Raw genomic sequence first — 13,301 nt, forward strand, 5'->3', positions numbered from 1 at the left:
ATGTCAAAATTCAAAAAAATTTCTGCTAGTGAATTTGAAACATCTCGTTTTTACCAACTCCCAAAATTTTTATTTGAAGATGGTCATTTTTCTAAAATGACAACTGACGCAAAGGTTATGTATGCTCTATTAAAAGATCGTTTTGAATTATCCAAAATCAATAACTGGATTGATGAAGAAAATAATATATATCTACTATATACAAATAAACAATTATGTTCCATTTTACAATACGGAGAACCTAAAATTATCAAATTGAAAAAAGAGCTAGAAAAATTCAATTTAATTATAAATGAAAGACAAGGACTAAATAGACCTAACAAAATATACCTTTTAGAACCTAGTTATGACAAGGAACTAACAAATCGTAAGTTCCAGAACAAACAAATTATTAGTTCAAGAACTAACGAAAATATAGTTCAAGAACTAACAATTTGTAAGTCTAATGATACTGATATTAATGATACTGAGAATAAAGAAACTGAGAATAATGATACGTATGATATGAATGATAGTGAACATATAGCCAACCCTAATACTTCTCATTCGAATCATCCAAATCATCAATCTAATGAATTTGATAATAATGCCTTAAAATATCATTTACTTCAAGAAATTCCCGATCAACTTCAAACCTATTTAAATAACTTTGAAGTTGATGAAATACAAATTATTAAAAGTGTCATACTTAAAGCTAAATCATCATTTAATAATGAAAAGAATACAGTATACATGTTAGAAGATATTGAGTTTGAGATGATTAATGTGCTCAAACGTTTTAAAGCAACATTAATTCAAAAAAGCGAAAGTGTCGAAGCCATGCAAGGTTATTTAATGCGTTCAATTAAAACAGAACTCGAAGAAATGCATTCCTTAAATATGCGACGTCAAAACGCGCCACAAAACCATATATTCGACACATCACACTATTTATGATTGAACGTATGTCGCCTTGAATCTAAATATTTCGCAAAAAAATACGTCCGTTGGATAATCAAATTTAAATAAGATGGATGATGTTGTCGCGCATACATCACTAGATCTTGAAATTCTATAAAATTGTGATTTTCAATCATATCAATAATGTTATTAAACACTTCGGACTGACCTTGATCTAATAAAAATTGGTTTAAGTCAAAACCACAACCACTTTCAATATCATTGATATCATAAAGCGTTTTATCTGAATTAGAGGCATGAATAAAATAATCAAACATGCCCTTAGGAGACATAATAATTTCAATATGCCTCGGTGTATTTAAGTGTTGTTGAAGTAGTTCAGAGACTTGAGAATAACTTTTTAAAGAATCAAAGAATAAAGCACCGTGTTTATGTGATTTTTTGATTAATCCCGTTGATTGATCTATATCTTGATTGTGCCACGGGCTTAAAATATAAGGAATATGCATCTGTTCCAAAATATCTTGATAGTTAGATGGCGTGCTTTCTTCATATATTAAAAAAGCCCACTTATTCGAACGCTTATCTTTCGTCATCATGGACATCCTTTCTGTGATTATTGATTAATGATGCCATGGGGGGTCGTAGTAACCCCATGGCACTGTTAAGATACACATGCGTTGTGTTTATCACTTCGTGTACCACAACGCATGTGTATCTTAACGTTTGTGGCCTGCAAACCATAGATAACGATGATGACGTTGAGGTTTTGAAAAGTAATAATTCGGGTGCATATGTGTAATTTCTTCATGAATTTGAGGTTCAATCTTTTTTAATATATCGTGAGCTTGCTGTTTCCGGGGAATTTTAATTGCCACACGGACTTCATTTTGACGAACATCAACGAGCGATTTTCCAACCATTTTATTAAAGTATTGCTGGACAGAATTTGTTTTACTTTTGCCGTTATTTTGCCAATCCTGAGTCGTGTCTGTGTCAACATCTTGTTTAAGATAATGTCGTAAAACCATTGTGTGATAAACAGATTTGATATGATTCGTGAGTTGATCTTTCAATAAACGAATCATTAAATCGATAACTATTAACATCAATGCTAAGACTAATAAGTAAAATGTAAGTTGATATACACCATTTGAAATGATTGTGATATAGTGTGTGACGTTTCGCGTATCGATAATATCAATTTGAGACACAATAAAGTTTAATAGGACAAAGAGTTTACTAACCATAACTGTCAAAATAGCGAACAGGAACAAGTAAATGATAATATCATACACACGCATGAAATAGGTTTTCCTCATCACAATACACCTGCTTTCGTATAGTAAGTCGGACATAACAAGGGTAAGACTTGATAGGGAGATTCACTATCAATCACTTGGATTAGACCTGTCCCTTTACCAATGGGTATCACAATACCTTCTGGATCTAAATCGGGGAATAAAAATTGTGTGGTTTTTTTATTAATATTACCGATTTGAATCAGCACATTGAGTTGTTCTCTAACGGAAACCGGGATGGTTTGATGATCAAATCGTTGAGACACCAGTAATAAATGAACTTTGGTGGCACGACCTAATAAAGCAATTTGAGATAGTAATGAAAAGAACGCGTCTTTAATGGTCCTTCAGCTAAAGCGAGCACTTCATCAATCACAATGGTTAGGTGATCAAATTGATAGTCTGGATCGTCATAAAGAATGGTTTGTCGTTGTTGAATAACTTGAAGGCAATGACTTAAGTTTTCATTAATTTCAGATAAAAAATCAGACTTAGATCGATTTTGATGAGGGTGAATCACAGTAATATCATGAATACGTGCCCAACGGCTCGGTGTATCAAACTTAGGGTCAACAATAATGAGTTCTGATATCGGTTTTAATACACTTAGTAAGTACGTCAGCATATAAGATTTACCACTGCCTGAATTACCTGCGATCGCTATAGATGTAATGTTTTGATAGTTTAAAGTTAATTGTTTCATGATCAGAATTTGTTGATTCGTTAGAGACGACGTAAAACGATCTAAATCAGAAATCACTAAGCGTTCTGATATCCCTTGTTGCCATGGGAAAAACAAAGCGCGTTGCGTATGAATATCGTCGGTATCCATAGGTACGAAATACGCAGAATTCTGTTTTAACAATGTGAATTTGGGATATAAAGCTGCACTCGCAATGAGAAATATTTTTTGATATAAGTCATCGTCCACAATATAGCCTGCAGGCAGGCGAGGAAGAAAGTAAAAACCTTCTTCCGTGACCTTGCAGGTGAAACTATTGGTATAACTGGTTTCGCCTTGCATCATGGATCCTAGTGCCATATTTAAGCTTTGTAGGAGATATTGTTCGAGCTCTTTGGCTGTCATTATTTAACCTCCTTCAGATCTGAAGCTTTGAAGTAAACATCATAACGGACTTCACAAGCTTCTAAATGATCAAAAGTAATGACGCTCATATAATTAGGTAATGTCACTTCATTTTCGAATTTAACTGTGAAGGGCGGTAAGCCTTCTTGAACAAACCAGGCTTTATACGCAATAATTTCTCCGGTAGGCTGATTATTCTCAAAACGCTGTTGCGGATAAAGTTCTGTACTTAAGCTATAAATGGGTTTTTTATTATCAATATAATTGGAAGCTATTTCAGTTGAATAGCCACCTTTTTTGAAATTAGATTGAATTTTCATGTGAAACATCCTTTCTATCCTATTGATGCGCATCGTTTAGGAAATATAAATAGAATTAATCAAAGATATCTGTGATTGATTAAATTTTCGCAAATGAAGTGATAAAATAATAGGTGAAAAAATTTATTCGGTTTTTGGAGGTAATAGCGTGATTATCATTAATAACAAAGGAATCAATGACTTAGATTTTAATTATTGGATGAATAATCAATTAACTGATGACAATATCGAAGAAATTTTAGAGGGGTCTGATTTAAGTATGGAACAAGAAATTTTTAAAAGTAATTATAAAAAATTCTTGGAGATAGATGGCAAAAAGGAAAGATGGTATTCTCTGGAAGAAGCTGCGTATATTATTAATGGGAATTATTTTTCAATTTATGAGGAAGATAGCAAAAAGCGAAGTGTCACAACAGACTATGTAAAAAATAAAAGTAATGATATCTTAAATAATATAGAAAATGGAACAAACCAAAATTGGAATAAATATCATTACCCACAAAAAAGGAAGTTTGCATTCAAAAAAGTAAAGTATGTTAATGAAGATATGATCGATGAAATATTAAGAGATGATGTAACAAAACCTGAAAAAATAAAACGAGGTAATATATCAATCGAAGAGTTGCTACCTAATCAAAATAGAATAGCAAAATATATTAGACAGAATGAGAATATACATAATAAAAGTATAATGATAGATTACCTAAATCAATTAAGTGATACACTGGCAAAATCATTAGACGACGTACGTTATTTTTCAAATAAACTATCATTATTTAAATCTGTTATTAAAGATTCTAGAGAAATAGCACAAAATATACATAGGGATCACGATATAGATAATAAAGAAAAATATGAACTTCTGAAAAAAGAATATAGTAATTTTTTAGAAAACTGTATACGTTTTTCTAATGAATATTTAGATATACTAGATATCAAAAATATTTTTAATATTTTTGATACTAAGAAAATTGTTTTAAATCTGTCTTATTATACGAAAATGTGGGAGGTTCCTGATATTAATAATGAACAACCGATAAATAATAATTTACAAAAGTTTGTTGATTTGAAAAAGAAGAAGTATTTAAATAATGTACATTGGAGTAAAAATAAGATACTTAAACAATTAAATGAAATTGAAGTTAAACCCGTTACTTTAAAAGATGGTACTAGTGAAACAGAACGCGTGGCAGAGTGGATGTATAGAAATAAAACAAAAGTTGTTTATGAAATTATAAATAAAGAATTTGATGATGTTTATGATTTACTTAACGGTATGTTGAAGTCTGAATACACAGAACTTATGGGCTATATGAGAATATGGCATAACTTAAGCAAAAATTTATAAGTCTTAGTAACCTGTTATACACTTTAATTGGAGGAGTTAACGTGTATTTCAAAAATATGGATTTCTTGATTGACCTATACAAGAATTTTAACGAAGTAGGGATTTTTGCAGTAATATATATTATATATGCGCTTATTCAAATTCTAAGTCAAAATATTTTATATAAAAGACAAAAGATGGAAAGAGTAAAAACACTGATAATCAATATAATTTTATACATATTTATAACACTAGTAGCATTAATGTACTTGTTAGCAATGATTTTTTATTCACTCAGTGCATATCCTAAAGAAGAAGTGATTAAATATATAACAGATTGGGATAAAATTAGTTTGCCAGCTATATTACTTGTTCTTTATTCGTTATTATTCCCTATTTTTATATTTCCATTTGTAGGAAAACGACGTAGAAAAAACTATTTTGCAGAAAATGTAAATAATTGTATTATTGAAAGAGAAATTATAGATAGAGTGAGTATTAATGGTAGAGATAAATTAATTCTAAAAGATGCCTTAGGATATCAGACAGAAAAAGATATAACAGGAATAAAGGATTTAAAAATTAGTACATCTCAAAAAAAATCTTGGTTAACGTTAGAAGACATTAAAATAGCTACGATGAGTCTAAGAGATAAACAATTACTGTTAAAAATGATTATAGGTTTAATAATATTTGGGGTCCCTACAGGGTATTTTGTGTGGAACTTCATCAGTGTCGTTGATGATTGGGATAGAATAATGCACGCAAATGATATATTTATGTATATGGGTCTTTTCACGTTACCATTAATGGTAACAGTTGAGTTATATGTAGTTGCATTTATTATTACCAAAAATTTATTTAAAAAGAAAAAATGATAACAAATTTAGATTAAGAGAAAATAACTTATCAAAGGTCGTATATTAGAACATGATATATATAGTTCGCCTATCTATCAAGAATCAATCTAGTCGCAGAGAGGGATCATTACTTTGCTAATCATTTTCGTTAATTGGACTATAACATTGGTTGGTGGAGAAATGTAAAAGACTATTATTATTGATTTTGTAGGATTTTTTTGGTTAATAAGTCTTTTCTTATACTATCAACAATACGGTAATTAGCTTGTCAAAGGATTTTACTCTTTCCAATCAATTGTGGATTTGTATCGGTGTAGAAAGTATTTTGTACCAAGCGTCTACCTGCTTTATTTCTAATGAAAAATCAGTTAGTAAATCTTTAATCATTTTTCTCTTAGAAAACCAATTTGAACGGTTCTGAGAAATATAATATAAAGATAAAAAATTGACATATGATTTATACAGTGCTAAAATTTAAAATGTATATAGGAGAGGTCTTGCCACAAGTAGACATTGAAAAAATAGAGAGTCCATGCTAAAAGTTGGAATTGAAAAAATGGAGAGGTCTTGCCACAAGTAGACATTGAAAAGCGACCAAATATTTGGTCGCTTTATTTTTATACTGTAGGAGAAATTATGAAATTATACTATGTTGATGAAGATTATATTAATGAATTAAGAAATGTAGATGAGAGAGTATTATTAAATAAATCCACTCGTCCTTATTTAGGAGTTGTATTATCTATTAATGATCTTAATTATTTTGTCCCTTTAAGTTCCCCTAAAGAAAATAAAAAACTAAATAATCAACTATCAATAAAATTGTTTGAGGTTAATAATATTCAAAATAGATTAGGATATCTATTATTTTTAAATATGATACCTGTTCCTGATAAATATCTTTCTAAAATAGATATGCAATACATAAAGGAGCAAGATTTAGAATATTATAACTTATTAACTAACCAATTAATTTTTATTAGGCAAGAAAATCAAAGAATCGTAAATAAAGCCCAAAAAGTATATAAAAATGCTGTGATAAAAAAAGTTTCATTTTTTGAATCAATGTGTGTAGATTATTTAGCATTGGAAAGATATGTGAAAGATTTAAAACAGTAAAAAAGATAATTCTGTCAATAATTCCCCTCAACATACTCAGAAGAATTTTAGTGTAAAGTCTTTGTAATTGTCTATCTTAGTTAATTAGATGTTTACTATTATTTCTATATTAATATATAGCTAAAATTAATAAAATAGAAGTCATTAGCTGAATTACTTATGAATCAAAATAAATTTTATATACAAAATGTCATTTTTGAGTACGCTCTAAATAAACAAAAATAGTCCTCTTATTAAAATAAGAGGACTATTTTTGTTTAAAATTATTCAAGACCATTCGCTTTCTAACATACTCATTTGCCATAAATTATAATATTCTCCATTTAATTTTCTAAAGTCTCTTTTTTCTCCTTCTTTTATAAATCCAATCTTTTTGTAACTTTTAATAGCTGATTTATTAAAGGCAAAAACACCTAATTCAATTCTGTGTAGTCCCAAATCTTCAAAAGCCTTTTTCAATAATTTCTTTATTATTTTAGGGCCTAATCCTTGGCCACGCATTTGCGGATCACCTACTAAAACTTTACTTAACGTGGCGGAACAATTTTTAAAATCTATATTATTTAAAGCAATATGACCTATAATTTTTTTTGAATTATTTTCTTCAATGATAACTTTATAAATTATTTTACTAGAATTTTCTTTATTTGTGTCTTTAATATATTCCTTTAATTGTTCTTCATCTAGGGGATAATTAAAATCTGTACCTGCCCATTTGACTAAAAGTTCAGGAGAGTTTATCCAGTTTATTAATAAATCAAAATCTTTCTCCTCAAAATATTCAAACTTAATCAATAAATTACTCCTTAAATAATAGGTTATTAACTATAAAAATTCAGTGAATGTTGCAATATAAACAACCACTACAATTTTTTGATACTTTATTCATCAACTTTCTATCTTAAATTTTCGATTTTTTATAAAGCGTTTTGTATTATCTAAATAACTCTTTACAATTTACTGATTTTTAAGCTTTTGCTAATAGATTTATGCAACTTTAATATTATAAGTAAATCTATGCACTTCATCATTAAATTTAAATTCTGCCCAAATTTTATACATCCCTTTTTTAGGAAAATGAGCATAAAAGGTTGTAGAATCAGGTGATTCTGGGTGAACATGAATATAATCAGTTAATTGCTCATCAAATATAATCACATGTCCTAAAGCTCCTAAATAAGGTTGGGGAGTTAATTCTGTATTGAAAGTTAAAGGGACATGTTCATCTTCTTTAGCACTTATAGAATTTAAAGTTACATGAACTCCTTTGTTAACTTTTACCCAATTTTTATCAGAATTTAAAGATGTTGTAGAGGTTATTTTATCTCCAATTTGCAGTTCAATAGGATGAACGGAATACACATGGTTTTTTGGTGTAACATCAACAAAAGCCTGGTAAGTTCCTGGCTCTAATTGTTGGTTAATTATAAATAAACCTTCATGCTTTTTTTGAGGGTGTAGGTGGTAATATTTCTCCATGTCATTAGATACTAAAACGAAATGCATTTCTTTTTCATGCATAGTATCTAATAATGGGGCATTATTAAATTCATCTTCTAACGTAATTTCTATATTACCATCTCTATATACAACATTTGCTTTAATTTCGGGTTTGTTTGAATGATATTCATGATTATGATTCATATTTTTATCCTCCTTAATTTTTAATAAGGGCATATCATTAAACGATATGCCCAACTATTTAAATTATTTAATTACATCGTAACCTTGATCTTCAATAGCTTCTTTAAAGTCGTTGAAAGCTACTTGATTTTCATCAAATTCAACTTCCACATTCCCATTCGCCAAGCTTACTTCTGAAGATGTTACACCATCTAATCCATTTAATGCTTTTTCAATTGAATGCTTGCAATGGTCACAGCTCATACCTTCTACATTAATAACTTCGTTAGTCAATGTTGTCACCTCCTTTCAAGAAATATAAGATTCTTATAATTTCATACGTTTTAGACGTAAAGCGTTTGTGACAACACTTACAGAACTTAAAGCCATTGCTGCTCCCGCAACCCAAGGTGCTAGCAGACCAATTGCTGCTATAGGGATACCTGCAACATTGTAACCAAACGCCCAAAATAGATTTTGGCGAATATTACGAATTGTAGATTTACTTGCTTTTATTGCTTTTGGAATTAATAAAAGGTCTCCTCCTAAAATAGTTATATCAGCAGCTTCGATTGCAACTTCTGTACCTGTACCAATGGCAATACCAATATCTGCTTTAACTAGTGCTGGAGCATCATTGACACCATCTCCAACCATAGCTACTTTTTTACCTTCAGATTGAATTTCTGCTACTTTAGAAGCTTTTTCTTCTGGTAAAACCTCTGCAATAATCGTGTCTATACCAACTTGTTTTGCTATTGCTTGTGCGGTACGTTTGTTATCACCAGTTAACATAGCAACTTCAATACCTAATTCATGAAGTTTTTGAATAGCTTGTTGGGCAGTATCTTTAACTGTATCAGCTACAGCGACAACCCCTCTCAATTCGTTATCTACGCTTATAAGCATTGCAGTTTTTCCTTCTTTTTCAAATTGAGCGAGATTTGTTTCAGCTTCATTAGTTTGGATTCCTTTTTCACTCATTAGTTTTCGATTTCCGACAAAAAGTTCTTTACCATCAATTGTTGCATTTATACCGCGCCCTGGTATAGCTTCAAAATGGTCTACTTCTAAAAATTCTAATGATTTTTCTTTAGCATAACTTACGATAGCTTCAGCTAGTGGGTGTTCAGAACCTTTTTCTGCACTAGCTAACAATTGTAATGTTTGATCATCTCCACTAAAATCAGTGACTTCAGGTGTGCCATTTGTTATAGTGCCAGTTTTATCTAAAACAACTGTATTAATAGCGTGTGTACCTTCAATGTGTTCTCCACCTTTAAATAGAATGCCATTTTCAGCAGCTTTTCCGGTACCCACCATTATAGAAGTAGGCGTAGCTAAGCCTAACGCACAAGGACAAGCGATAACTAATACTGCTATTGCAGCAACTAAGGCTGGTTCAAATTGTCCCGGCTGAACTAATGAAATCCATATAATAAATGTGAAAATCGCGATACCTACAACGATAGGTACAAAATATCCAGAAATAATATCTGCTAGTCTTTGTATTGGCGCTTTAGAACCTTGCGCTTCTTCGACAACTTTAACAATGGAGGCAAGAGCTGTATCTTTACCAACTTTTGTTGCTTCAACAGTAATTGCTCCATTTTTATTCATTGTTGATCCTATAACATTATCATTTTGCATTTTTTCAACAGGAATAGATTCACCTGTCAACATTGACTCGTCAATTGAAGTCATACCTTTAATTATTTTGCCATCTACTGGTATTTTTTCTCCTGGTTTGATAACTAAATAGTCTCCTTCTTTTACCTCACTTAAAGGAACCATAGTCTCTTCACCGTTGCGTAATATACGTGCTTCTTTAGCTTGTAAATTCAACAATTTACTTAACGCATTTGTTGTTTGTGTTTTAGCACGTGCTTCTAAATACTTTCCGAAAAGAATTAAAGTAATTAATACAGCACTTGTTTCAAAATATAGGTGTGGCTCATAATTTGTATTAATTAACCACTTAATCGATTCATAAATACTATAAAAGAAGGCTGCGCTTGTACCTAAAGCGACAAGAACATCCATATTTGCTGACCCATTACGAAGGTTTTTATAAGCGCCTACATAAAATTGCCAACCAATAACAAATTGAACAGGCGTTGCTAATACAAATTGGAACCACGGGTTCATAAATATATGTGGTATTTGAATACCAAATAAATGAACGAACATTGTCATTAACAATGGAGCTGCTAAAACAGCTGAAACAACTAATTTAATTAACTGTCGTTTTAATTGTTTTTCTTTTTGGGAACTTTTTTCTGATGCTTCTTTTTTAGGTTGTGCCTCATACCCTAGGTTTTTAATACGTTGTTGAAATTCATCTACAGACGTCATATCAGGGTTGTATTCTACAGTAGCACTTTCTGTGGTTAAATTAACTGTAGCCTTATTTACACCTGAGATTCGATTTAAAACTTTTTCGATTTTATTCGAACAAGCTGCACACGTCATTCCCATTACATCGAGATCCACTTTTTCGGTTAAAACTCCATAACCTGTTTTTTGAATTGTATTTGCAATATCTTCTAATGATGTAACATTGGGGTTATATTCAATTGTAGCTTTCTCTGTAGAAGGATTTACATTAGCGTTAACTTCATCTAATTTATTTAGATTTTTTTCTACTTTATTCGAGCAAGCTGCACATGTCATGCCTGTGATACCTAATGAGGTTTTTTTAATATTTTCACTCAATTATTTCTTTCCTCCTATTTTGAAAATTGTTTTAATACAACCATCAATTCTTTGATACTTTCTTCTCCGTTGCCATTTTTAATACCTTCACTTACACAATTAGATATATGGTCTTCAGTTACTATAAAACCCACTTGTTTTAGGGCTGATTGTATTGCTGTTATTTGTACTAGTACATCTATACAATATCTATCTTCTGCTATCATTGATTGTAAACCGCGCATTTGTCCTTCTAATCTTTTGAGTCTATTGAGCAATGCGTCATTGTTTTTAACAGTAGTAGTGTTCAATTTCACCCCTCCTCATATACCCTAACGGGGTATCTCTTGTTGGAATCTATATTATACCCCTAGTAGGTATAAGTCAATACAAAAGTTTCATATAAAAAATTAATATTTATAGTTTGTTTTAAGAGGTACACTTGTATAAAATGTATGCTAAAACTTATATTAGGAGAGATATATTTGGATAAAAATATACAACTTGAGCTTTACACAAGACCTACATGCTCTGATTGCCAAGAATCAAAAAGGTATTTAAACTCTCAAGAGATTAGTTATAGTCATAAAGATGTAAGTCAAAATTTGGACTTAGAAGAAGAAATGAAAAAAATATCAGGCAACCGAATTGTTCCCTTATTTGTTTTTTATAAAAAAATTTTTTGGGGTAAAAAAAAGTTGTTTAAATATTACGTGGGATTTGAAAATAACAAAAAAGATATATTAAATATATTGGAATAATTAAATAAACAGCCATTATTAAAAAATAATGGCTGTTTATTTAATGATGATGTTGACTGTCTTCTTCTTTCACGATACAAAACAATTTTTCACTATGATTATTGTTAGAAGTTTCAGTCTGTATTGTGACATGTTGAATATTTTGATGATTGAGTTCATGTTCTATACGTTTAAGTAAAAACTCATTTTCAGTAATGGTCATTGTATCTTCTACAACAATATGACAAGATAACGCGTTTAATCCGCTAGTTACTGACCAAACATGAAAGTCATGAATATTTTTAACTTCTTTGAATTTTTTAATAGTTTTAATAATGTCTTTTGTATTTATATTGCTTGGTGCTCCCTCCATTAATACATGAAGACTTGATTTTGTTACATAAAAGCCGCTACGTAGTACTAAAATTGCTACAATCACACTTGCTAAAGGATCCGCCCACCCCCATCTAAAAAATATAATGAGAAGGGCTGCTATAACTGCACCTATAGATCCAAGCATGTCGCTTATTACATGCAAATATGCTCCACGCATATTTAAGTTTTCTTCTACATCGCTCCCGCGCAGCATTATCCAAGCCACAATAATATTAATAAACAAGCCTACCAAGGCGATAATTAACATGCCTGTAGAAGCTACCTCAGGGGGGTTTTTAAATCTCTCAATAGCTTCATAAAAAATATAGATAGCTATTAACATCAAAGTAATACCATTAAGTACAGCTGCTAGTATTTCAAACCTTTTGTAGCCAAAAGTTTTATTTGTATTAGCTTGCTTCGCTCCTAAAGTAAATGCAATTAAAGCAATACCTAAAGAAATAGAATCACTTAACATATGACCAGCATCTGAAATTAACGCAAGACTGTTAGTAAAGAAACCACCTAACCCTTCTACAATCATGTAACTTGTAATAATAATAAAACTAATTAATAAAGTCTTTTTGTTCGCGCCATGTGTATGATTATGATTGTGATCGTTTTCCATTTAATCCCTCCTCTTTTTAATGATGAAAAATATTTTCTATAATTTGAATTTTTGTTTTTATAACTATAGAGTTAAAAAATATAAAATTTCAATTAATGTTTTGTTACTCGAAGAAAATCATACTAACTTATGAATATATGCTCATATATTCATAAGTTAGTATGATTTTTATCCTTTGTCAATATAGAAATGCTTTGTATTTTGTATATTAAATAAAAACCCTACTTTGCTTTGGACAGTAGTGGGATTTTTGCATATGATAAACCACACTTCACTTGCTAAATATTAACTATATTATAATTAACAAGTGATAATTTCTTTTTAGAG

Annotated in this window: 14 protein-coding genes and 1 pseudogene; 5 read left to right on the plus strand and 10 right to left on the minus strand. The window is 30.3% G+C overall.

Features of this window, described 5'->3' with window-relative positions:
- Positions 1-936 carry a replication initiator protein A gene (locus P7F85_RS12205; RefSeq protein WP_000032810.1) on the plus strand — a complete coding sequence of 312 codons (936 nt, stop codon included), beginning with the start codon at positions 1-3 and terminating at the stop codon, positions 934-936.
- Here the strand turns inward: P7F85_RS12205 and P7F85_RS12210 are convergent.
- The 4 genes and pseudogenes from P7F85_RS12210 to P7F85_RS12225 all read right to left on the minus strand — a co-directional run bounded on the left by P7F85_RS12210 (position 927) and on the right by P7F85_RS12225 (position 3,608).
- Positions 927-1,496, minus strand: coding sequence for a replication protein (locus P7F85_RS12210; RefSeq protein ID WP_000159079.1), 570 nt, complete (start codon positions 1,494-1,496; stop codon positions 927-929). The two genes, P7F85_RS12205 and P7F85_RS12210, sit on opposite strands and share 10 nt — an antisense overlap.
- 123 nt (positions 1,497-1,619) lie before the next feature.
- Complete coding sequence (locus P7F85_RS12215; RefSeq protein ID WP_001233000.1) at positions 1,620-2,222, minus strand: hypothetical protein; 603 nt, start codon at positions 2,220-2,222, stop codon at positions 1,620-1,622.
- Positions 2,222-3,288: pseudogene (locus P7F85_RS12220) on the minus strand (cell division protein FtsK). Before P7F85_RS12220 ends, P7F85_RS12215 begins: the two are co-directional and overlap by 1 nt.
- Entirely contained in the window at positions 3,288-3,608 is a 321-nt protein-coding gene (locus P7F85_RS12225; protein WP_000701704.1) for a hypothetical protein, read from the minus strand. Before P7F85_RS12225 ends, P7F85_RS12220 begins: the two are co-directional and overlap by 1 nt.
- Before the next feature lie 148 nt (positions 3,609-3,756).
- Between P7F85_RS12225 and P7F85_RS12230 the strand changes: the two genes are divergently transcribed.
- The 3 genes from P7F85_RS12230 (at position 3,757) to P7F85_RS12240 (ending at position 6,914) form a co-directional block, all read left to right on the plus strand.
- Positions 3,757-4,956: a hypothetical protein gene (locus tag P7F85_RS12230; RefSeq protein ID WP_001831368.1), complete on the plus strand. Its 1,200-nt coding sequence runs from the start codon at positions 3,757-3,759 to the stop codon at positions 4,954-4,956.
- 41 nt (positions 4,957-4,997) lie between these two features.
- A complete protein-coding gene (locus P7F85_RS12235) occupies positions 4,998-5,813 on the plus strand; it encodes a hypothetical protein (protein WP_001832799.1) in 816 nt (271 codons plus the stop codon).
- 549 nt (positions 5,814-6,362) lie between these two features.
- Positions 6,363-6,914 (plus strand): type III toxin-antitoxin system ToxN/AbiQ family toxin, encoded by a 552-nt coding sequence (locus P7F85_RS12240; RefSeq protein WP_002488419.1) that lies wholly within the window; start codon positions 6,363-6,365, stop codon positions 6,912-6,914.
- A 267-nt stretch (positions 6,915-7,181) separates the two neighbouring features.
- On the opposite strand, the gene P7F85_RS12245 is transcribed toward P7F85_RS12240, so the two are convergent.
- The 5 genes from P7F85_RS12245 to P7F85_RS12265 form a co-directional block, all read right to left on the minus strand.
- Positions 7,182-7,709, minus strand: a complete 528-nt coding sequence (locus P7F85_RS12245) for a GNAT family N-acetyltransferase (RefSeq protein ID WP_001831394.1) — start codon at positions 7,707-7,709, stop codon at positions 7,182-7,184.
- 192 nt (positions 7,710-7,901) lie between these two features.
- Complete coding sequence (locus P7F85_RS12250; RefSeq protein ID WP_001831384.1) at positions 7,902-8,558, minus strand: hypothetical protein; 657 nt, start codon at positions 8,556-8,558, stop codon at positions 7,902-7,904.
- A 63-nt stretch (positions 8,559-8,621) separates the two neighbouring features.
- On the minus strand, positions 8,622-8,831 hold the full coding sequence (gene copZ / locus P7F85_RS12255) for a copper chaperone CopZ (RefSeq protein WP_001831373.1): 210 nt from the start codon (positions 8,829-8,831) through the stop codon (positions 8,622-8,624).
- A gap of 33 nt (positions 8,832-8,864) precedes the next feature.
- The gene (locus tag P7F85_RS12260) at positions 8,865-11,252 is read right to left on the minus strand and encodes a heavy metal translocating P-type ATPase (RefSeq protein WP_001832797.1); all 2,388 of its coding nucleotides are present in this window, start codon (positions 11,250-11,252) and stop codon (positions 8,865-8,867) included.
- A gap of 14 nt (positions 11,253-11,266) precedes the next feature.
- On the minus strand, positions 11,267-11,542 hold the full coding sequence (locus P7F85_RS12265; protein WP_001831396.1) for a metal-sensing transcriptional repressor: 276 nt from the start codon (positions 11,540-11,542) through the stop codon (positions 11,267-11,269).
- Between the two features lie 174 nt (positions 11,543-11,716).
- On the opposite strand from P7F85_RS12265, the gene P7F85_RS12270 reads away from it, so the two are divergent.
- Positions 11,717-11,992 carry a glutaredoxin family protein gene (locus tag P7F85_RS12270; RefSeq protein WP_001831374.1) on the plus strand — a complete coding sequence of 92 codons (276 nt, stop codon included), beginning with the start codon at positions 11,717-11,719 and terminating at the stop codon, positions 11,990-11,992.
- 40 nt (positions 11,993-12,032) lie between these two features.
- Here the strand turns inward: P7F85_RS12270 and P7F85_RS12275 are convergent, their stop codons facing one another.
- Complete coding sequence (locus tag P7F85_RS12275; protein WP_001831389.1) at positions 12,033-12,974, minus strand: cation diffusion facilitator family transporter; 942 nt, start codon at positions 12,972-12,974, stop codon at positions 12,033-12,035.
- Between the last annotated feature and the right edge of the window lie 327 nt (positions 12,975-13,301).

It is taken from the genome of Staphylococcus sp. aM (assembly GCF_052975125.1).